The sequence below is a fragment of the Streptomyces sp. CMB-StM0423 genome (assembly GCF_002847285.1).
In the GTDB taxonomy this organism is placed as follows: Bacteria; Actinomycetota; Actinomycetes; order Streptomycetales; family Streptomycetaceae; genus Streptomyces.
Genome location: NZ_CP025407.1, coordinates 2,930,889 through 2,950,719, shown reverse-complemented (window position 1 = coordinate 2,950,719; position 19,831 = coordinate 2,930,889). Strand labels below are relative to the sequence as shown.

The window sequence follows — 19,831 nt, the reverse complement described above, 5'->3', positions numbered from 1 at the left end:
ATCAACGCGTGAAGAAGCCCCACGGTTTCACCGGGTCAGAATGCAACCCCGGCACAAACACCACCCGAGCCCACCGCCACTCTCGGCAGGAACTCAGCCGTCCGACCTGGCAACGCCCACCGGGCAACTCACGCCCGTGCCGCCTATGCCGCAGTAGCCGCCCGGGTTCTTGTCCAGGTACTGCTGGTGGTAGGGCTCCGCCGGGTAGAAGGGGCGGTCGGCTGCCGGGAGGATTTCCGTGGTGATGTCGCCGTAGCCCGAGGCGGACAGGACCTGCTGGTACGACGCGCGAGACGTGTCCGCCGCCTTCGCCTGGGCGGGGGTGTGGGTGTAGACCGCCGAGCGGTACTGCGTGCCGATGTCGTTGCCCTGGCGGAAGCCCTGCGTGGGGTCGTGGGACTCCCAGAACAGCTTGAGCAGGTCGTCGTACGACACCACCGCCGGGTCGTACACCACCCTGACCGCCTCCGTGTGGCCCGTCCGGCCCGAGCAGACCTCCTCGTACGTCGGGTGTGTCGTGTGCCCGCCCTGGTAGCCGACCAGGGTGGTCCACACGCCCGGCGTCTGCCAGAAGTTGCGCTCCGCGCCCCAGAAACAGCCCAGGCCGAAGTCCGCGACCTCCAGGCCCTCCGGGTACGGGCCCTCCAGAGGATTGCCCAGCACCGTGTGGCGCTCCGGGACGGGGAAAGCGGGTGCGGGGCGGCCGGGAATCGCCTCGTCCTTGGTCACCAGGTGGTTCTTGTGGCGGTTCAGGAACATCTCCGGCCTCCTCCGCTGACGCTGCTGATTTCCCTTCGAGAGAACGTATCGTGCACCTCTGACATTCCCCGCCGCCTCACTTCAACGCCGCACCCCTGCCGCCCTCGTACCCCGCTACCGCCAGCGCCCGGTACGCCGCGTACTCCGCCGCCGGCTGCTCGCTCAGCGACCACGGGAGCGCGCCCACGTACCCGTCCACGTGCCGCATCTGCTCCAGTGCCTCCTCGTACCGCTCCGCCCGCACCAGGAAGCACGCCAGCAGGTGCCGTACGTGCGGCAGCATCGGGTGGTCCGCCGGGGCGTGGTGCACGGCGTACTGCGCGCCCTCGATCGCCTCCCTGACGACCTCGCCCTCGTACAGCCCCCGCACCAGGTTCGCCTCCGGCAGGTGCTCCCAGACCGCGAACAGCGGCAGCGCAGGCAGCAGCGTCCCCGGCCCCGCCGACGCGGCCGCGCGCTGCGCGAAGTCGTACGCCGCCTCCCTGGAGCCGTGCCACTTCTCGCACGCGTACTGCAGCGCCGCGAGGTGCGCGCCCATGTGGTCGCCGGCGCGCTGTTCGACCGTGTGCCACAGCTCCTCGAAGTCCGCCTCGCGGTAGTGCGCCCCGCGCGCGATGGCCAGCTCGATGATGTACGGCATGGGGCTGCCCGGCGCCAGCATCGCCGCTTCCGCGCAGACCTTCTTCGCCTCCTCCAGGATCACCGGGAACTCCGACGCCTCCGCTCCGGCCATCCACGCCTGCCGCACCAGGAACTCCGCGTGCACCTCGGCACCGCCCACGTCCTTGGGCTTCTCCGCCCGCCACGAACGCAGCCACGCCCCGCCCTCGCCCGGTGCCCGCGCCAGCTCGAAGGCCGCCGCCCCCGCCAGTGTCTGCACCCGCTGCCAGCGCAGCTCCCACTCGTCGTCGGTGAGCGCGAGCAGCCGGGAGGCGGCCTGCCAGTCCTGGTCCTCCTGCAACTCCCGAAGGACCTCGGCGAGCTGCGGGTCGGGGCCGGGGAGACGGACGTCGAGTTCGTCGACGGGTACGAAGCCGTAGCTTCCGGCCGGGTCGACGGCCCGCGCGTTCGACTGCAGCACCTCCCGGCCGCCCCGGGCACGCCGCAGCAGGGGCACGGCGACCCAAGCGATCAGGGCGATGGCGAGGAGTGCGAACAACAGTTCCATTAATATGTCCTGGGTTCTCAAAGAGGGTGCGGGCCGGGTGGTACACGTACGGGTCCTCCCCTCCAGCAAACCAGACGGCCGCGCGCAGCGGCCCCCCTCCAGGGCTTATCCTCGGGCCGCATGAGCCAGCCCAGCTTCGAGACCGTCGCCATCCACGCGGGCCAGGAGCCCGACCCGGCGACGGGCGCGGTCGTACCGCCGATCCACCAGGTGTCCACGTACAAGCAGGACGGGGTGGGGGGCCTGCGCGGAGGCTACGAGTACAGCCGTTCCGCGAACCCCACCCGCACCGCCCTGGAGCAGAACCTCGCCGCGCTGGAGGGCGGGGCCCGCGGCCTCGCGTTCGCCTCCGGCCTGGCCGCGGAGGACTGCCTGCTGCGCACCGCGCTCACCCCCGGCGACCACGTGGTCATCCCGGATGACGCGTACGGCGGCTCCTTCCGGCTCTTCGCGCAGGTCGCGTCGCGCTGGGGGGTGGAGTTCTCGGTCGCGCACACCGGGGACCCGGCGGCGGTACGGGCCGCGCTGACCGACCGTACGAAGCTGGTGTGGGTGGAGACGCCCAGCAACCCGCTGCTCGGCATCACCGACATCGCCGCCTCCGCCGCCGTCGCGCACGAGGCCGGCGCCCTGCTCGTCGTCGACAACACCTTCGCCAGCCCCTACCTGCAGCAGCCGCTGGCGCTCGGCGCCGACGTCGTCGTGCACTCCACGACCAAGTACATGGGCGGGCACTCGGACGTCGTCGGCGGCGCGCTCGTCGTGGCCGACCGCGAGCTGGGCGAGCGGCTGGCGTTCCACCAGAACGCGATGGGCGCGGTGGCCGGGCCGTTCGACGCCTGGCTGGTGCTGCGCGGCATCAAGACGCTGGCCGTACGGATGGACCGGCACAGCGCCAACGCGGCCCGCGTCGCGCACATGCTGGACCGGCACCCGCGCGTGACGCACGTGTACTACCCGGGCCTCGAAGACCACCCCGGGCACGAGACGGCCGCGAAGCAGATGCGCGACTTCGGCGGCATGGTGTCGTTCCGCGTCGAGGGCGGCGAGGAGGCGGCGGTCGAGGTCTGCAACCGGGCGCGGCTGTTCATCCTCGGGGAGTCGCTGGGCGGCGTCGAGTCGCTGATCGAGCACCCGGGGCGGATGACGCACGCCTCGGCGGCGGGGTCGCCGCTGGAGGTGCCGGACGACCTGGTGCGGCTGTCGGTCGGGATCGAGTCGGTGGACGACCTGCTGGCGGACCTCACGCAGGCCCTGGGCGGCTGAGGACGGGGACGTACCGGGCCGGGACACGCCCGGCCCGGACACCTCGGACCTGGTTCGACCAGGCCGAGACGCACCAGGCGCGGTGTTCACCGCCCCGTTGACGCACCGGCCCCGAGGGCATCGGGGCCGTCCCCGCCCGCGGGCCGGCCGCGCGGTCTCACCAGCCGTCGAAGTCCGGCGTCGTCTGTGCCGGGTGGTCCACCCACGCGCCGCTCACCACGGCCCACACCGTCAGCGCCACCAGCGCCGCGACCAGCAGCAGCCACACCCCGGACCGCAGCAGCGTCCGGCGGCGCAGCAGCCGCCGGCCGCGCGCGGCGGCCAGGTCGGCGAGCTGCGGCGGCACGGCGGGGTGCGGGCCGTCGAGGAGGTCGCGCACGGCCTGCTCCTTGCGGGCGGTGATCGAGATCACGGCGTCGCCACCTCCCGTCGCGTACGCCCCGGGGCCGCCGGCGTGTGCCGGCTGAGCATGGCGGCGCTGGCCCGCATCAGTATCTGGTGGACCCGCTCGGGCGGCAGCCCGAGCGCGGCCGCGGTCTGCTCCTCGGCGACGCCCTCCGACATCCGGAGCACGAGCACCAGCCGCTCCTGCGGTGACAGCCGGTCGAGCAGGCCGCCGGTGGTGCGGCGGTAGCGCCAGGAGGTCTGCGCGTAGCGGGCGACGAGCTGCTGCCGCGCCGTCTCGTACGGATCCTCGCCGCGCAGCCGGTCCCAGCGGGCGTACGTACGGGCCAGGGCCTGGGTCAGGAGCCGTTCGGCCTGCGGGGCGGCGTCCGGCGGCTCGGCGGTGAGCAGTTGGGCGGCATGCAGCAGCCGGCCGGCCGCGCCCGCGCAGAAGGTCTCGAACTCCAGGGCACGGCGGCGCTGTTGTGCCGAGCGCCGCTGACGCACAGCGCTGCTCCCTTCACCGCCCTCGATCCCATAGGACGGCAGCCGGGCGCCGGGGTCAAGATGTCGGCAGCACCGAACGTCGGCAGAGCACCTGACGTCGTCAGTCGCCCCCGCCCCGCGGGCCGCCCAGGCCGTCCCGCCCCCTGCTCTCCTTGCCCCTCTCCTCCTCGCTCTCCTCCCCGTCCTGGCGGCCGGACTGCCGGCCCTCCTGCTGCCCGGCGTTGGCCTGCGAGACCGAGGTGTTGAACCGCGTGAGCAGGGTGCAGAACGTGGCCCGTTCCATCGGCGTCCAGTCGGCGGTCAGCCGTGCGACCAGCTCGCGCCGTGAATCCTGCACCTCGTGCAGCCGCGCCCTGCCGAGCGCCGTCAGCTCCAGCACGACCGCGCGGCCGTCCTCGGGGTGCGTGGCGCGCTCGACCAGCCCGCCGTCGACGAGCGGCGCGACCTGCCGGGTCACGGTCGAGGAGTCGATGCCCATGCCGGCGGCCAGGGCCTTGACGCCCGTGGGGCCGTGCTGTTCGAGGCGGTTGAGCAGCAGGTAGGCGGCGCGGTCCATCGTGTTGCGCATCTGCCCGGCGCCGGCGAGGCGCGTCTGCTCGGCGCGGCGGGCGAAGACGGCCAACTGGTGCTGCAGGTCGCTCAGCAGGTCGGCCGGTGCTGGGGTGTCGGTGGGAGAAGGCGGGGAGGGCATGGACGGTGCTCACTTCGTGAGGACGTTCACTGGCTGCGGATCTGGCTGCCGCCACGGACACGGTGGCAGGGGGTGCGAACGGATGGCTGTGGATACAGGTGGGGGCACGGACGCGGGCGCGGGTCGGTCCGTGGGACGGGGGGTGAACATCGGATTCGAACTGGGCCACAGATTACGCGGCCCCGCCGATTGCCGTACCGCCTGTGGAAAACCCCCTGTGGAAAACCCGGCGTCATCTCAGCGTGCGAGACTGTGGCCATGAGCGCAGCCGCGGCCGGTGCCGTCAGTCTGGACGACGTTCGCGACGCACAGAACATCCTCGCCGGCATCGCACGGGTCACTGCGCTGGAGGGCAGCAGGTTCCTCTCCCGGCTGGTCGACGCGCCGGTCCATCTGAAGTGCGAGAACCTGCAGCGGACCGGTTCCTTCAAGCTCCGCGGCGCGTACGTGCGCATCGCCGGGCTCGGCGAGGGGCAGCGCCACCGCGGCGTGGTCGCCGCCAGCGCCGGGAACCACGCGCAGGGCGTCGCCCTGGCCGCATCGCTGCTCGGCGTGCGCTCGACGGTCTTCATGCCGGTCGGCGCCCCGCTGCCCAAGGTGGCCGCGACGCTGGACTACGGCGCGGACGTACGGCTGCACGGGCAGGTCGTCGACGAGACGCTGGAGGCGGCGGAGTCGTATGCCGCGGCGACCGGCGCCGTCCTCATCCACCCCTTCGACCACCCCGACGTGGTGGCGGGCCAGGGCACGGTCGGCCTGGAGGTGCTGGAGCAGTGCCCCGAGGTGTCGACGATCGTGGTGGGGATCGGCGGCGGCGGCCTGGCGGCCGGGATCGCGGTGGCGGTGAAGGCGGTCCGGCCCGACGTGCGGATCATCGGCGTGCAGGCGGAGGACGCGGCGGCGTATCCGCCCTCGCTCGCGGCGGGGCGGCCGGTGGCGCTGGAGTCGTTCGGGACGATGGCGGACGGCATCCAGGTCGGGAAGCCGGGCGACGTCCCCTTCAAAATCATTGGCGAGTACGTGGACGAGGTGCGTACGGTCTCCGAGGACGCGCTGTCCGCCGCGGTACTGCTGTGCCTGGAGCGGGCGAAGCTGGTCGTCGAGCCGGCCGGAGCGGCTCCGGTCGCCGCGCTGCTGTCCGATCCGGCGGCCTTCGGGGGCGGTCCGGTGGTGGCGGTGCTCTCCGGCGGGAACGTCGATCCGCTGCTCGTCCAGCGCATCCTGAGGCACGGCCTGGCGGCGGCGGGGAGGTACCTTTCGCTGCGGCTGCGCGTGACCGACCGCCCGGGGGTGCTCGCGACGCTGCTGGGGGTGTTGTCAGAGGCGGACGCTAACGTCCTCGACGTGAGCCATGTGCGGACGGATCCGCGCCTCGGGCTCTCGGAGGCCGAAGTCGAGCTACAGCTAGAGACGAAGGGGCGGGAGCACTGTGAACGAGTGCTCGATGCGCTCCGGAAAGCCGGGTACACGGTGACTGCCTGACACACACGAGTACGGCGAGCACGAAGCGCTGTCCGACGCCCACCACGCCCCACGGGCATCACGCGTCACGGAGCGCCCCCGCGCACGACGCACCGGACGCGCGCCGCGGCGCCGCAGGTCCGGCCCGTACGCAACGACGCGCATCGGCGCACACACCTCCCTCAGCCCACCATTCACCCACCCCACGCGACTCTGTCACTCGCGACTTGACGCGATATATCGCGTGTTCTATTCTCCTGCTGTTGTCCGCCCGTCCGCCCATGTCTGACATTTATTGAGAAGTGCCGCCAGACCGTCCGACACCACCGACTTCCATCCAACCTGGGGAGATCTCTATGCCAGGCGCCATCCACGCCGAAGGGCTGGTCAAGCACTTCGGCGATGTGCGGGCACTGGACGGCGTCGATCTCGACGTCCCCGAAGGCTCCGTTCTGGGCCTGCTCGGTCCCAACGGGGCCGGCAAGACCACCGCCGTCCGTGTGCTGACCACGCTGCTGCGACCCGATGCCGGGCGCGCCGAGGTCGCGGGGATCGACGTCCTCAAGCATCCGAACGAGGTGCGTAGATCCATCGGCCTGTCCGGCCAGTTCGCCGCGGTCGACGAGTATCTGACCGGCCGCGAGAACCTCCAGATGGTCGGCCAGCTCTACCAGTTGAGTTCGCGCGACGCCAAGGCGCGCGCGGGCGTGCTGCTGGAGCGGTTCAACCTCGCCGACGCCGCGGACCGCACCGCCAAGACGTACTCCGGCGGCATGCGCCGGCGGCTCGACCTGGCCGCGGCGCTCGTCGTCGAGCCGCCCGTGATGTTCATGGACGAGCCGACCACCGGCCTCGACCCGCGCAACCGCCAGCAGCTCTGGGACGTCATCCAGGAGCTGGTCAAGGGCGGCACGACCCTGCTGCTCACCACGCAGTACCTGGAAGAGGCCGACCACCTGGCGCACGACATCTGCGTCATCGACCACGGCCGCGTCATCGCGCGCGGCACCTCCGACGAGCTCAAGGCACAGACCGGCGGCGAGCGCGTCGAGGTCGTCGTGCACCAGCGCGACGAGATCTTCGCCGCCAGCGAGGTCCTCGGCGCCCTCGGCCAGGGCGAGGTCACGGTCGCGGACCACACCCGCAAGCTCACCGTGCCCGTCAGCGGCGGCGCCCGGCTGCTCGCCGACGTCATCCGGGACCTGGACGAGCGCGGCATCGCCATCGACGACATCGGGCTGCGCCGTCCCACGCTGGACGACGTGTTCATCTCGCTCACCGGCCACGCGGCCGAGACCGAGGACGGGAACGGGAAGGCAACCGAGGACAGCGACCCCACGGCCGCCGCCGACGCCGCGAAGGAGACCGACAAGTGACCGCCTCGACCGCCCCGGCGCGCCCCGGACCCACGGCGTCACCATCCCTGGGGGGTGTCAGCCAGTCCGCCCGCGACTCGCTGGTCGTCGCCAAGCGCAACCTGCTCCGGATGTCCCGGATCCCGGAAGTCGTCATCTTCGGCCTGATCCAGCCGATCATGTTCGTGGTGCTGTTCTCGTACGTGTTCGGCGGCTCCATGAACGTCGGCGGCAGCACGAACTCCGAGGTGTACCGCGAGTTCCTGATGGCCGGCATCTTCGCCCAGACCGTCACCTTCGCCACCGCGGGGGCCGGCGCCGGTATAGCCGAAGACATGCACAAGGGGCTCATCGACCGCTTCCGGTCGCTGCCGATGGCCCGCGGCGCGGTCCTCACCGGCCGCACCCTCGCCGACCTGGTGCAGACCGCGCTGACGCTGGTGGTGCTGGCCCTCGTTGCCGCGCTGGTCGGCTGGCGGTTCCACGAGGGCCTGCTGAAGGCGCTGGCCGCGTTCGGCCTGCTGCTCCTGCTGGGCTACGCCTTCACCTGGGTCGGGGCGCTCATCGGGCTGTCGGTGCGTACGCCCGAGGCGGCCACGTCCGGCGGGCTGGTCTGGCTCTTCCCGGTGACGTTCGTCTCGAACGCCTTCGTGGACTCCACCAGAATGACGCCCTGGCTGCGGCACATCGCCGACTGGAACCCCTTCAGTGCGACCGTGCAGGCGTGCCGCGAGCTGTTCGGCAACCCGGGCGTCAGCCAGTCCGACGCCTGGCCCATGCAGCACCCGGTGCTGGCCTCGCTGATCTACTCGGTCGCCATCATCGCGCTCTTCCGCACGCTGGCGGTGCGGAAGTACCGCAACTCCGCCGGGTAACGCGCCCCGCGGCACACGTCGAAGCCCCCGGTCCGGGAATCTCGGTTCCCGCCGGGGGCTTCGCGATGGGCTGCTGCGTCCGACGCGCGGTCAGGCTGCGTACGGCTTGGCGTTGAGGATCGTCACCATCGCCTTCTTGCCGTTCGGCAGCTCGTAGCTCGCTTCCTCGCCGATCTTCTTGCCGTTGACCCCCCTGCCCAGCGGCGACTGCGGCGAGTACGTCTCGACGTCCCCGCTCGCGTACTCCCGCGAGGCCATCAGGAAGGTGAGGGTGTCGCTCTCGTCGCCGTCGAAGGCGATCGTGACGACCATCCCGGGCTCGACGACACCGTCGTCCGGCGGGGCCTCGCCGACCTTCGCATTCTCGAGCAACTGCTGAAGCTGGCGCACGCGCAGCTCCTGCTTGCCCTGCTCCTCCTTGGCGGCGTGATACCCGCCGTTCTCCCGCAGGTCACCCTCTTCGCGAGCCGCCTCGATCTTCTTGGCGATCTCGCTGCGTGCGGAACCCGACAGGTGCTCCAGCTCGGCCTTGAGCTGGTCATACGCCGCCTGGGTCAGCCAGGTGACGTTGTCGCTGGTCTGGGTCACAGGTGCTCCTTGTCGGTGGTGGTTCTGGTGCTGGGGGAAGTTCTCATGCGTCTGTGATGCAGCAATCGCCCTACCCAGAAGAATTGCGCCTTCGTGGGTGGGGCGAAACCACGATCGTAACAATTCCGGCAGCGGGACGGCGACTGTTATCGCTCGTCGGCCGCCTTGCAGCCGACCAGCTCGGCGTTGGCGCCGCGCCCGGTGGTCCGGATCGACACCACGGTGTCGACGCGGGTCTTCTGCTCGTCGATGCGCACGTCGCGCACGCCCACCTCGGACTTGTCCGCTGCCAGCGAACGCAGCGTGCAGACGGCGTCGACGTCGGCCTTCTTGCGGACCTCGATGTGCGCCTGGACCTCGGTGTCGGACATCACCTGGAAGCGGATCAGCTCCCCGGACGCCTTGGAACCGGCCGTCGCGTCGACAGCGCCCCAGGCCACGAAGCCGAGCAGGGCTGCGCCGAACACGGCGCCGATGACCTTCAGCCGCCGGTCGGCACGGGTGTCGTCCGAGCGGCCGTAACGGCCCTCGGGCAGCGTTTGGGGCGCACCGGCCATGATGGTCCCTCCCGGCAGAGCGGCTGGCTGCGGCTGACGGCGGAATGAATTGTCAGTCCGCTCAGTCACTATAGAAGCCTGCCTAGACGACCTGTTACCGAGGATTGAATCTGTGAGCGATGACCTGCGGCTGATGGCCGTCCACGCACACCCCGACGACGAGTCGAGCAAGGGTGCGGCCACCATGGCCAAGTACGTCTCGGAGGGCGTAGAGGTCCTGGTCGCCACCTGCACGGGAGGCGAGCGGGGGTCGATCCTGAACCCGAAGCTTCAGGGCGATGCCTTCATCGAGAAGAACATGCACGAAGTACGGCGCAAGGAGATGGCCGAGGCGCGGGAGATCCTCGGCGTGAAGCAGGCGTGGCTGGGGTTCGTCGACTCCGGGCTGCCGGAGGGGGACCCGCTGCCGCCGCTGCCGGAGGGCTGCTTCGCCCTGCAGGAGGTCGACGAGGCGGCGGAGGCGCTCGTCCGGCTGATCCGCGAGTTCAAGCCGCAGGTCATCACGACCTACGACGAGAACGGCGGCTATCCCCACCCCGACCACATCATGACCCACAAGATCACGATGGCCGCCTTCGACGCCGCCGGCGACCCCGCGCGCTACCCGGACGCGGGCGAGCCCTGGCAGCCGCTGAAGGTCTACTACAACCAGGGCTTCAACCGGCCGCGGACCGTCGCGCTGCACGAGGCGATGCTCTCGCGCGGGCTGGAGTCGCCGTACGGGGAGTGGCTGGAGCGGTGGAAGGAGTTCGAGCGCAAGGAGCGCACGATCACGACGTACGTGCCGTGCGCCGACTTCTTCGCGATCCGCGACAAGGCGCTGATCGCGCACGCGACGCAGATCGACCCCGACGGGCCGTTCTTCAAGATCCCCATGGAGGTCCAGCAGGAGGTCTGGCCCACCGAGGAGTACGAGCTGGCGAAGTCGCTCGTGGATACTTCCCTCCCCGAGGACGACCTCTTCGCCGGCATCCGCGACAATTGAGCGTGTGAACACCACATTGGCTGCCGATCTCGTCCCGCTCGCGGAGGAGCTCGACAAGAACAAGGTCACGCCGGGCGTCCTCGGCTTCATCGTCTTCGCGCTTCTCGGCGTCGCGGTGTGGTTCCTGCTGAAGAGCATGAACCGACATCTGGGCCAGGTCGACTTCAAGGAGAAGACCGACCGCGGCGACGCCGGTCCGGGCGGCGCCCGCCCGGAGGGCGAGGGCCCGGGAGACGGGGGCGACCCGCGTGACGACGCGCCCCGCGGGGACGCACCGCGCGGGTCGGCCCCGCGCGGTGACGCGCCCCGCGGCGGCGCCCCGCGCGACGACAGCCCGCGGGGCGAGTCGCCGCGCACCCCGGCGCCGGCAGAGAGCCCGGAGGCCGACAAGCAGCCGGTCGGCCGCCGCCGCTGACGACGGCAGGCGGGCACGGCCCTCGCGCCCGTCGGCGGCGGGCACGGCGTCTGGGCTGACAGGTGCCAGTGGCCGGTACGGACCGGTGGCCGGTACGGACCGGGTCCGCACCGGCACCGGTCGGCGCGCCGTACGTATGAGCCGTCCGGTACGCCGAGCCGGGGTGCCAGGCGCGGTCGGCGCCTGGCTATGCCGGAGCGTCATCGGCCGCGGCCGGTCTGTAGTCCCCGCCCGGCTCCGGGCCGCCGTTGAGCCTGCCGGCCGCCGGTCAGCCCGCCAGGGCGCCGTCGCCCGCGGAGGCCGCGCCGTCCAGCGGGACGCCCATGACCTCCCGGGCGTGTCGGCTCGGGACCATCCCCAGGCGCCACGCCTGCCAGCCCGTCTCCGGCTCCATGCCCCGCTCCAGCACGAGCTGGAACGTCTCCGCGTAGTCCTCCAGCGCCGGGTCGACCACCCCGCGGCGCCCCGCGGTCGCCGTCCGGAGTTCGTCCAGCAGCTCTGACAGCTCCTGCTGCGCCACCGCCGCACCCACCACCGAGCCGCCCGGCGAGGCGAACGGCAGCAGCGTGCAGCGCAGGAACCGGGCCCACGTGGCCCCCCGCCGGTCACCGATGCCGCCGAACAGGTCTATCGCCGTGTCCACCAGCTCCAGCGCCTGCCCCGCGCGGCCGTTGCCGGCGTCGATCACCGCCAGCTCGATGCAGGACCACGCCTCGCCGTGGGCCACGCCCACCCGGCGGAAGTCCTGCCTGGCGTCCTGGAGCAACTGCCGGGCGAAGCCGCTGTTGCGCAGCGTGCCGGTCTGCTCGGCGCGCAGGTCGCGGGTGACCCGCGCGGAGTGGTGCCGCGCACAGGCCAGCCCGTACACGTCCCGCATGCGGCTGAACATCGAGCGGGACCGCTCCAGCGCCCGCACCGCCGACTCCCGCTTGCCCGCGCCCTCCTGGGCCTGGCCCAGGTAGTACAGCGTCCATGCCTCACCGCGCGCGTCGTCGTTCTCCCGGTGCCGGGCGAGGGCCGCCTTGAGCTGCGTCACGGCCGTGGCCGGGTCGGCGGCGACCAGCCGGGCGCGGGCGAGCTGCGTCATCGCCCACGCCTCGCCGCGGCCGTCGCGGGTGCGCGCGTACTGCTCCAGGGCCTCCTCCAACTGCACCTCGGCTCCCGGAACGTCGCCCATCCGCAGTTGCACCTGGCCGAGCTGGAAGTGCGCCCACGCCTGGCCGTGGACGCTCTCGCTCTCCTGGTGCAGCGCGAGCGCCTGGTCGAGCAGCGTCAGCGCGTCGCCCAACTGGGCGCGGTCGCGCAGGACGGCCGCCAGCGCGTGCAGCGTCCAGGCGCGGTCGCCGCGCATGTTCTCGCCCTGCTGCATCTGCAGGGCCTCGCGCAGCTTCGCCTCCGCCTCGCGGAGGCTGCCCTGCTGCTGGAGGGTGATGCCCAGGTCGCGCAGGGCCCGGGCGGCGCCGGCGGAGTGCTGGGCCTCGCGGTAGAGGTCGACCACGGAGGACAGCGTCGAGCGGGCCTTGTCCAGCTCGCCGAGCTGCCGGGCCGCGACGCCCGTACGCCACTGCACCGAGCGCATCAGCAGGCCCTGGTCGGCGGCCTTGGTCAGCTCGTTCAGCTCGCCGAGGCGGTACAGGTCGCCGCGCAGCAGGCAGTAGTCCGCGAGGGCGCCCAGCAGATGCAGCACGGCGGCCTGGTCCACGCCCTCGGCGTGCCGCAGGGCGGCGGTGATGAAGCTCTGCTCGTCGTCCAGCCAGCGCAGCGCGGAGTCCAGCGACGTGAAGCCGTGCGAGCCGAACCGGTCGGCGCGCGTCGACGTACGCCCGTCGACCAGCCGGATCACCGAGTCGGCCAGCTCCGCGTAGCTGCGGATCAGCCGCTCGTGCGCGGCGGCGCGCACCTCGGGGTCCTCCTCGTCGAGCAGGCGGGCGTACGCGAAGCGGCGCACCAGGTCGTGCACCCGGAAGCGGGAGCTGCGCACGTGCTCCACCAGCCCGGCGCGGGCCAGCGCCGTCAGCCGCTTGCCTGCCTCCTCCTCGCCGACGTCGAGGAGCGCGGCGCAGGCCGCGGCACCCAGGCTCGCCCGGCCGACCAGCGACAGCCGGCGCAGCAGCGCCCGGGTCGGCTCCGCCAGGTCGCCGTAGCGCAGCCACAGGGCGCGCTCCACAGGACCCACAGGACCGTAGGCGTCCAGCGCCTCCGCGAGCCCGACGAGGCTGCGCCCGTCCAGCGCGGAGCCCGCGATGCGCAGCGCCAGCGGCAGCCCGCCGCAGAGCACCCCGATGCGGTCGGTGGACTGGGCGTCGTACGGGTCGGCGGAGCGCTCCGCGCCCTCCGTCCCCTGCGCCATGGCGCTCAGCAGCTCCTCGGCCGCGGTCGGCTCCAGGCCCTCGACCGGCATGTGGTGCACCCACGCGTCGAGGTCGTCGGGCAGCTCAAGACGCTCCCGCGAGGTCACCAGCACCAGGCTCTCGGAGCGCTCCGGCACCAGCAGCCGGACCTGCTCGGCGTCGACCGCGTCGTCGAGCACTATCGACACCGGCAGCGACGTCAGATGCTGGTGGTACAGCTCGATGAGCCGGCGCAACTGGGCGTCGTGCGCCGGGCGCTCGCGGAACATGAGCTGGTCGCGCGGGGCGCCGAGGCGGTTGAGCAGGTGCAGCAGCGCGTCCCGGGTGGGCAGCGGGTCCTCGCCCAGGCTCTCCCCGCGCAGGTCCACCACCACGGCGGCGCGGAACTGCTCGCGCAGTTGGTGGGCGGCGCGGACCGCGAGCGTAGTGCGCCCGGCGCCGGGCGGGCCGTGCAGCAGGACGACGGTCGGCTTGGTCTCCGTGCTGGCGCGGCCCTGCTGCACCCAGCCGGCGATCTGGGTGAGCTGCGCCTTGCGGCCCACGTACACCCGGGATGCCTCGGGGAGCTGGCGGTAGGACTGCTCCAGGGTGGCCCGCTGCCGCGCCTCCTGGCTGCGGTTCCGGCGCGACTGGGGCTCGCGGTCCGTACCCCCGCCGCCGGTCGTGCTCGGCCGGGGGCGGTCGGCGGCGGGCTCGGCGCGGCTGCCCGTGCGGGTGGCGGCCGAGATCATGCGCTGCTGGTCGAAGAAGGGCCGCACGCCGCGCAGCTCCAGCGCCGTCAGCCACTGCAGCCGGAGCTGCTCCGGGCCGCCGGGCTGCCGGGCGGCGCCCGAGCGCGTGTTACCCGAGAGCCAGTGGGCCAGGCAGATCTGCACCAGGCCCGCGGCGAGCCCGGCGAGGCCGGCCGCCACCCCGGTCCAGAGCGCGGCCGTGGAGCCCAGACCCTCTTCGGCGGAGACGAGCAGGGCGATGGCGGCGGCGGTGAGCGTCGCCGTGACGGCGGGCCCGATCGACTGCGGGGTGAAGCGCTCGGCGAGCGAGCGCCTGCCGGCGGCGGCCTCGTCCAGCGCGCGCACATACGCCCCGTACTCCTCGGTGGCGCGCTCCGCCATGTCGTCCAGCGCCGCCCGCGCCCGGCCGAGCAGCACCACGCCGTCGGTCCGGCCACCGGAGCGGCGCACTTCTTCTTCCACCGCGCGGGTGAGAAGAAGCTCCGCCTCCCCCCGATGCTTGTCGCGCAGTCGGGATGCTGTGCCCGGCATGTGCTCCCCTCCCATACCCGTCGCTCGCTCGTGCAGTTGTCTTGCACCGCCAAGTCTTCCGCGTTTCCCGGGCATTCGGCATCCCCCTGTGGATAACTCGGCCGGATGACGCGGTGAATGAAGAGCTGATATCACCGCGTACCCGGTCCTCAAGCGGAATTGGGGAGGGGGGAAAACACGGACCGGCGGGTACGACGCCGTTGTCGTACCCGCCGGTCCGGCCGGCCGCGTACCAGATCAGCCCAGGCGGTTGACCAGCGCGCGGTACTCGTCCCACAGCTCCTTCGGAGTGTGGTCGCCGAAGGTGTCGAGGTGCGCGGGGATCAACGCGGCCTCCTCGCGCCAGACCTCGGGGTCCACGGAGAGCAGGAAGTCGAGCTGCTCGTCGGTGAGTTCGAGCCCGTCGACGTCCAGTGCGCCCTTGGCGGGCAGCACCCCGATGGGGGTCTCGACGCCTTCGGCCTCGCCGTTGAGCCGTTCGACGATCCACTTCAGCACGCGGCTGTTCTCGCCGAACCCGGGCCAGACGAACGATCCGTCGGCGTCCTTGCGGAACCAGTTGACGTAGTAGATCTTCGGTAGTTTCGCGGCGTCCGCGGAGGCGCCGACCTTGAGCCAGTGGCCGAAGTAGTCGCCCATGTTGTAGCCGCAGAAGGGCAGCATGGCGAACGGGTCGCGGCGCAGCTCGCCGACCTTGCCCTCGGCGGCGGCGGTCTTCTCGGAGGCGACGTTGGCGCCGAGGAAGACGCCGTGCTGCCAGTCGAAGGACTCGGTGACCAGCGGCACCGCGGTGGCGCGGCGGCCGCCGAAGAGGATGGCCGAGATCGGCACGCCCCTGGGGTCCTCCCACTCCGGCGCGATCGTCGGGCACTGCGCGGCCGGCACCGTGAAGCGGGCGTTGGGGTGGGCGGCGGGGGTGCCGGACTGCGGGGTCCAGTCGTTGCCGAGCCAGTCGGTGAGGTGCGCCGGCGGCTCGTCGGTCATGCCCTCCCACCACACGTCTCCGTCGTCGGTGAGGGCGACGTTGGTGAAGACGGAGTTGCCCCACAGGGTCTTCATCGCGTTGGCGTTGGTGTGCTCGCCGGTGCCGGGCGCGACGCCGAAGAAGCCGGCCTCGGGATTGATGGCGTACAGCCGGCCGTCCTCACCGAAGCGCATCCAGGCGATGTCGTCGCCGATGGTCTCCACGGTCCAGCCGCGGGTGGTGGGCTCCAGCATGGCGAGGTTGGTCTTGCCGCAGGCCGACGGGAACGCGGCGGCGACGTATTTGGCCTCGCCGCGCGGCGGGGTGAGCTTGAGCACCAGCATGTGCTCGGCGAGCCAGCCCTCGTCGCGCGCCATGACGGAGGCGATGCGCAGGGCGTAGCACTTCTTGCCCAGCAGGGCGTTGCCGCCGTAGCCGGACCCGTACGACCAGATCTCGCGGGTCTCGGGGAAGTGCGAGATGTACTTCGTCGAACTGCACGGCCAGGGCACATCCTGCTGCCCGGGATCCAGGGGGGCGCCGACGGAGTGGACGGCTCTGACGAAGAAGCCGTCCTCACCCAGCTCGTCGAGGACCGCGCGGCCCATGCGCGTCATGGTGCGCATGGCGGTGGCGACGTACGCGGAGTCGGTGATCTCGACGCCCAGTGCGGAGAGCGGGGAGCCCAGCGGGCCCATGCAGAAGGGGACGACGTACATGGTGCGGCCGCGCATCGCGCCGCGGAAGAGGCCGCCGTTGCCGGAGGTGCCGGTGAAGACCTCGCGCATCTCGGCGGGGTCCATCCAGTGGTTGGTCGGCCCGGCGTCCTGCTCCTGCTCGGAGCAGATGAACGTACGGTCCTCGACCCGCGCGACATCGGTCGGGTCGGACGCGGCGTGGTACGAACCGGGCCGCTTGACGGGGTCCAGCTTCGTGAACGTGCCCTTCGCGACGAGCTCGGCGCACAGGCGGTCGTACTCCACCTGGGAGCCGTCGCACCACACGATCTCGTCGGGCTGGGTGAGGTCGGCGATCTCCTGGACCCAGGAGAGGAGCCCTTCGTGCTTGGTCGGGGTGGTCATGAGTGCCGCTTGCTCCAGATGTAGAGGGTTTTGGACGATTTCTTCTCTGATGTCACATCTATCTGGTTTTCAAGACCGTTACCCCTTGGGGGTGCCAACCCGGTTGCCGCTCATATGAGCCCATCCGGTGTCGGGTGTGCGCTCGTTTGATGATGAGGTAGCTCAGACGTCATGTCCAGCGGGCTCCTGCGTGAACAGCGCCACTCCCGGGCCGCTACCTACGGACGCGTAGGTAGCATGGGCCCATGAGTGCGACGGGCGAGGGAGAGCTGCAGCGGGTGGCGAGCGCCGCGGCCGCCGCGCTCAAGCCGCGGCTGCGCGGCTGGTTGCACGCGGTGATGTTCCCGGCGGCACTGTTCGCCGGCGTGCTGCTGACGGCGATGGCCGAGAGCCCGCGCGGCCGGCTCGCCTGCGCCGTCTACACGTTGACTGCTTGTCTGCTCTTCGGCGTCAGCGCGCTCTACCACCGCGGCGACTGGGGTCCGCGGGGCACGGCCGTGCTGCGCCGGCTCGACCACGCGAACATCTTCCTGATCATCGCGGGCACGTACACGCCGTTCACGATCCTGCTGCTGGAGGGCGGCAGGCAGCAGGCGCTGCTCTGGTTCATCTGGGCGGCGGCGCTCGCCGGGATCGCGTTCCGCGTGCTATGGGTCGGTGCGCCGCGGTGGCTCTACACGCCGTGCTACATCGCGATGGGCTGGGCGGCGGTGTTCTTCCTGCCGGACTTCATGCGCGCGGGTGGTATCGCGGTGCTGGTCCTGGTGGTCGTGGGCGGTGTGCTGTACAGCGCGGGCGGCGTGGTCTACGGGATCAAGCGGCCCAATCCGTCGCCGCGTTGGTTCGGCTTCCACGAGGTCTTCCACTCGTTCACGCTGGCGGCGTTCGCCGTCCACTACGTGGGGATCTCCCTCGTGGCGTACCGCCACGCCTGAGTCGCGCGGGGGCGCGTTCGTACAGGAGTGTCCGACTGTCCGGGTGATCCGATCGTGTCGGCCCGTGAACGTCCCGGGGCGAAAGCCGCGAGGGTGCTGTTATCGGTGGGTACTACCATCCCCCGCTCCTCGTGGAGGCAGAAGATGCGCATCCGTACGCTCGCCCGCTCCCTCGCCGCCAGTGCCCTCGTGATCGGTCTCGCGGGTGTCGGCGCGGCTTCGGCCCAGGCCACCTCGCACCCGAAGCACGACAAGCAGTGCTGCTCCAAGTGGTTCAACCAGGAGATCAGCAAGAAGATCAACACCGAGGTCCACAAGAAGTGGAACAAGACCGAGGTCGAGATCGACGTCGACAACAACATCAACAACCGCGTCAGCGGCAACAAGTACACGGAGATCAACCCCACCGCCTCCGTGCAGTTCGGCTCGCAGCAGAGCCACAACCGCGAGGCGATCGTCATCGGGCGCTGAGCCCTCCGGCCCTGCTGCGGCAGGGCGCTCGCGGCACCACGCGGAGGCACTCTCCACGGATCCCCGGGTCCGGCCCGCACGTCCTGACGTGCGGGCCGGACCTTCGCCGTGCCCGCGGTCCGCCGGTTGTCCACAGGCGGTTGTCCACAGGTCTGGCGATCAAATCTGGGAGTTGCTACTTTTTGCGAGTGACTTCCAAAAAGCGCTGGTGGGCTCTCGGCGGGCTCGTCATGTCCGTGCTCGTGCTCGGGTTCGACCTGACGATCCTCAATGTCGCGCTGCCCACGATGGCGGCGGACATCGGGGCCGACACCGGCGAGCTGCAGTGGATCGTCGATTCGTACGCGGTGGTGTTCGCCGCGTGCATGCTGCCCGCGGGGCTGCTGGGGGACCGGTTCGGGCGCCGCCGGATGCTGGTGGCCGGGTTGGTGATCTTCCTGGCCGGCAGTCTCATAGGCCCGTTCGTCTCCAGTCCGGAGGCGGTGATCGTCGCGCGTACGGTGATGGGCCTGGGCGGGGCGCTGATCATGCCGCTCGCGCTCTCGGTGATCCCCACGCTCTTCGACGACGACGAGCGCACGAAGGCCGTCGGCGCGGTGACCGCCGGCATGGCCGTCGGCATGCCCGCGGGGCCGCTGCTGGGCGGCTGGCTGCTCGACCACTTCTGGTGGGGCTCCGTCTTCGTGCTGAACATTCCGCTGGTGGCCCTCGGCATCGCGGCGGCGCTGCTGCTGATACCCGAGACCCGCGACCCCTCGGTGCCGCGGGTCGACCCGGTCAGCACGGTGCTCAGCGTCCTCGGCCTCGGCGGGCTGGTCCTCGGCGTCATCGAGGGGCCGACGCGGGGGTGGGGCGATCCGCTTGTGGTGGGGCCGCTGGCCGGCTCGGCGGTGCTGCTCGGCTGGCTGGTGCTGCGGGAGCGGCGTGCGGTCCGGCCGATGCTGGACCTGGGGTTGCTGGGCGACCGCGCCTTCCGCTGGAACGCGATCGTGGCCGTGCTCGCGACCTTCGTCATGGCGGGGCTGCTGTTCGTGCTGCCGCAGTATCTGCAGGCGGTGCTGGGCAACGACCCGTTCGGCACGGGGCTGCGGCTGATGCCCGTGATGGCGGGGCTGCTGGTGACGGCGCGGGCGGCACCGCCGCTGATGGCCCGGTTCGGCTCGCGGGTCGTGGTCAGCGCGGGGATGGCGCTCTTCGCGTTCGCCATGCTGCTCGGCAGCCGTACGGACGTGTCCGACGGGTACGCCTTCACGGCGGTGTGGCTGACCGTCACCGGCTTCGGCCTCGGGTTCGCGCTGGTGCCGACGATGGACGCCGCCCTCGGTGCGCTGCCCGCGAGCCGCGCGGGCAGCGGTACGGGGCTGCTGACCACGCTGCGGCAGGTCGGCGGTGCCGTCGGGGTCGCCCTGCTGGGCAGCCTGCTGAACGGGGTGTTCACGGACCGGCTGGACACGGAGGGGGTGCCGGGGGCCGCGGCGGAGAAGGCGCGGGAGTCCGTGGTCGCGGCGCACGCGGTCGCCGGGCGGCTGGGCGCACCGCGGCTCGCGGAGTCGGCCGACTCCGCGTATGTGCACGGCATGGGCCTGGCGTTGCTGGTCTGCGGAATCGCCGCGCTGCTCACGGCGGTCGCCACCGCCGTCCGGCTGCCCGACGGCGGACGAGAGGAGGACCGGGGATCCGGGAGCCCGCGGAAGGAGGGGAGAACGGGGCGCGGCGCCGGAATAGCCGCGGCCAAGGGCGGTGCAGGACAATGAG

The 19,831-nt window shown here is 71.8% G+C and carries 17 protein-coding genes and 1 pseudogene; 9 read left to right on the top strand and 9 right to left on the bottom strand.

The window, feature by feature from the left end:
- Positions 1–93: 93 nt before the first annotated feature.
- Positions 94–759, bottom strand: coding sequence for a peptide-methionine (S)-S-oxide reductase MsrA (gene msrA / locus CXR04_RS12445; RefSeq protein WP_101421947.1), 666 nt, complete (start codon positions 757–759; stop codon positions 94–96).
- A 76-nt stretch (positions 760–835) separates the two neighbouring features.
- Entirely contained in the window at positions 836–1,927 is a 1,092-nt protein-coding gene (locus CXR04_RS12440; protein WP_199850448.1) for a hypothetical protein, read from the bottom strand.
- A gap of 120 nt (positions 1,928–2,047) precedes the next feature.
- On the opposite strand from CXR04_RS12440, the gene CXR04_RS12435 reads away from it, so the two are divergent.
- A complete protein-coding gene (locus CXR04_RS12435) occupies positions 2,048–3,193 on the top strand; it encodes a cystathionine gamma-synthase (protein WP_101421945.1) in 1,146 nt (381 codons plus the stop codon).
- A 157-nt stretch (positions 3,194–3,350) separates the two neighbouring features.
- Here the strand turns inward: CXR04_RS12435 and CXR04_RS12430 are convergent, their stop codons facing one another.
- The 3 genes from CXR04_RS12430 to CXR04_RS12420 all read right to left on the bottom strand — a co-directional run bounded on the left by CXR04_RS12430 (position 3,351) and on the right by CXR04_RS12420 (position 4,775).
- Positions 3,351–3,605 carry a hypothetical protein gene (locus CXR04_RS12430; RefSeq protein ID WP_101421943.1) on the bottom strand — a complete coding sequence of 85 codons (255 nt, stop codon included), beginning with the start codon at positions 3,603–3,605 and terminating at the stop codon, positions 3,351–3,353.
- On the bottom strand, positions 3,602–4,084 hold the full coding sequence (locus CXR04_RS12425; protein ID WP_101421941.1) for a sigma factor-like helix-turn-helix DNA-binding protein: 483 nt from the start codon (positions 4,082–4,084) through the stop codon (positions 3,602–3,604). The genes CXR04_RS12430 and CXR04_RS12425 overlap by 4 nt, the downstream gene beginning before the upstream one ends.
- Positions 4,085–4,184: 100 nt before the next feature.
- Positions 4,185–4,775 (bottom strand): MarR family winged helix-turn-helix transcriptional regulator, encoded by a 591-nt coding sequence (locus tag CXR04_RS12420; protein WP_234380198.1) that lies wholly within the window; start codon positions 4,773–4,775, stop codon positions 4,185–4,187.
- 258 nt (positions 4,776–5,033) lie between these two features.
- On the opposite strand from CXR04_RS12420, the gene ilvA reads away from it, so the two are divergent.
- From ilvA to CXR04_RS12405, 3 genes are all read left to right on the top strand, one after another.
- Positions 5,034–6,257 (top strand): threonine ammonia-lyase, encoded by a 1,224-nt coding sequence (ilvA, locus tag CXR04_RS12415; protein WP_101426329.1) that lies wholly within the window; start codon positions 5,034–5,036, stop codon positions 6,255–6,257.
- Between the two features lie 335 nt (positions 6,258–6,592).
- Complete coding sequence (locus tag CXR04_RS12410) at positions 6,593–7,612, top strand: ATP-binding cassette domain-containing protein (protein WP_101421939.1); 1,020 nt, start codon at positions 6,593–6,595, stop codon at positions 7,610–7,612.
- Positions 7,613–7,659: 47 nt separating this feature from the next.
- Positions 7,660–8,466, top strand: a complete 807-nt coding sequence (locus CXR04_RS12405; RefSeq protein WP_199850626.1) for an ABC transporter permease — start codon at positions 7,660–7,662, stop codon at positions 8,464–8,466.
- Between the two features lie 90 nt (positions 8,467–8,556).
- Here CXR04_RS12405 and greA read toward each other — a convergent pair whose 3' ends face one another.
- Positions 8,557–9,054: a transcription elongation factor GreA gene (gene greA, locus CXR04_RS12400; protein WP_101421935.1), complete on the bottom strand. Its 498-nt coding sequence runs from the start codon at positions 9,052–9,054 to the stop codon at positions 8,557–8,559.
- 146 nt (positions 9,055–9,200) lie between these two features.
- Positions 9,201–9,611 (bottom strand): DUF4307 domain-containing protein, encoded by a 411-nt coding sequence (locus CXR04_RS12395; RefSeq protein WP_101421933.1) that lies wholly within the window; start codon positions 9,609–9,611, stop codon positions 9,201–9,203.
- A gap of 112 nt (positions 9,612–9,723) precedes the next feature.
- On the opposite strand from CXR04_RS12395, the gene mca reads away from it, so the two are divergent.
- Both mca and CXR04_RS36885 read left to right on the top strand, forming a co-directional pair.
- The gene (mca, locus tag CXR04_RS12390) at positions 9,724–10,596 is read left to right on the top strand and encodes a mycothiol conjugate amidase Mca (protein WP_101421931.1); all 873 of its coding nucleotides are present in this window, start codon (positions 9,724–9,726) and stop codon (positions 10,594–10,596) included.
- 4 nt (positions 10,597–10,600) lie between these two features.
- Positions 10,601–10,816, top strand: a pseudogene (locus CXR04_RS36885) (hypothetical protein); the annotation flags it as partial.
- A 463-nt stretch (positions 10,817–11,279) separates the two neighbouring features.
- On the opposite strand, the gene CXR04_RS12380 reads toward CXR04_RS36885, so the two are convergent.
- Positions 11,280–14,624 (bottom strand): tetratricopeptide repeat protein, encoded by a 3,345-nt coding sequence (locus CXR04_RS12380; RefSeq protein WP_199850446.1) that lies wholly within the window; start codon positions 14,622–14,624, stop codon positions 11,280–11,282.
- Positions 14,625–14,861: 237 nt separating this feature from the next.
- Positions 14,862–16,670 (bottom strand): phosphoenolpyruvate carboxykinase (GTP), encoded by a 1,809-nt coding sequence (locus CXR04_RS12375; RefSeq protein ID WP_101421924.1) that lies wholly within the window; start codon positions 16,668–16,670, stop codon positions 14,862–14,864.
- A gap of 245 nt (positions 16,671–16,915) precedes the next feature.
- Between CXR04_RS12375 and trhA the strand changes: the two genes are divergently transcribed.
- From trhA to CXR04_RS12360, 3 genes are all read left to right on the top strand, one after another.
- Positions 16,916–17,605: a PAQR family membrane homeostasis protein TrhA gene (gene trhA / locus CXR04_RS12370; RefSeq protein ID WP_101421922.1), complete on the top strand. Its 690-nt coding sequence runs from the start codon at positions 16,916–16,918 to the stop codon at positions 17,603–17,605.
- Between the two features lie 144 nt (positions 17,606–17,749).
- Positions 17,750–18,076 (top strand): hypothetical protein, encoded by a 327-nt coding sequence (locus tag CXR04_RS12365; protein ID WP_101421920.1) that lies wholly within the window; start codon positions 17,750–17,752, stop codon positions 18,074–18,076.
- Between the two features lie 230 nt (positions 18,077–18,306).
- Positions 18,307–19,830 carry an MFS transporter gene (locus tag CXR04_RS12360; RefSeq protein WP_101421918.1) on the top strand — a complete coding sequence of 508 codons (1,524 nt, stop codon included), beginning with the start codon at positions 18,307–18,309 and terminating at the stop codon, positions 19,828–19,830.
- The last annotated feature ends 1 nt before the right edge of the window (position 19,831 follow it).

What these genes read in the sequence shown, in the direction of transcription:
- CXR04_RS12395 (WP_101421933.1), bottom strand. Translation starts at nt 9,611, where the DNA reads ATGGCCGGTGCGCCCCAAACGCTGCCCGAGGGCCGTTACGGCCGCTCG.
- CXR04_RS12365 (WP_101421920.1), top strand. Translation starts at nt 17,750, where the DNA reads ATGCGCATCCGTACGCTCGCCCGCTCCCTCGCCGCCAGTGCCCTCGTG.
- CXR04_RS12410 (WP_101421939.1), top strand. Translation starts at nt 6,593, where the DNA reads ATGCCAGGCGCCATCCACGCCGAAGGGCTGGTCAAGCACTTCGGCGAT.
- CXR04_RS12375 (WP_101421924.1), bottom strand. Translation starts at nt 16,670, where the DNA reads ATGACCACCCCGACCAAGCACGAAGGGCTCCTCTCCTGGGTCCAGGAG.
- ilvA (WP_101426329.1), top strand. Translation starts at nt 5,034, where the DNA reads ATGAGCGCAGCCGCGGCCGGTGCCGTCAGTCTGGACGACGTTCGCGAC.
- CXR04_RS12380 (WP_199850446.1), bottom strand. Translation starts at nt 14,624, where the DNA reads ATGCCGGGCACAGCATCCCGACTGCGCGACAAGCATCGGGGGGAGGCG.
- CXR04_RS12440 (WP_199850448.1), bottom strand. Translation starts at nt 1,927, where the DNA reads ATGGAACTGTTGTTCGCACTCCTCGCCATCGCCCTGATCGCTTGGGTC.
- CXR04_RS12360 (WP_101421918.1), top strand. Translation starts at nt 18,307, where the DNA reads ATGTCCGTGCTCGTGCTCGGGTTCGACCTGACGATCCTCAATGTCGCG.
- trhA (WP_101421922.1), top strand. Translation starts at nt 16,916, where the DNA reads ATGAGTGCGACGGGCGAGGGAGAGCTGCAGCGGGTGGCGAGCGCCGCG.
- CXR04_RS12420 (WP_234380198.1), bottom strand. Translation starts at nt 4,775, where the DNA reads ATGCCCTCCCCGCCTTCTCCCACCGACACCCCAGCACCGGCCGACCTG.
- msrA (WP_101421947.1), bottom strand. Translation starts at nt 759, where the DNA reads ATGTTCCTGAACCGCCACAAGAACCACCTGGTGACCAAGGACGAGGCG.
- CXR04_RS12435 (WP_101421945.1), top strand. Translation starts at nt 2,048, where the DNA reads ATGAGCCAGCCCAGCTTCGAGACCGTCGCCATCCACGCGGGCCAGGAG.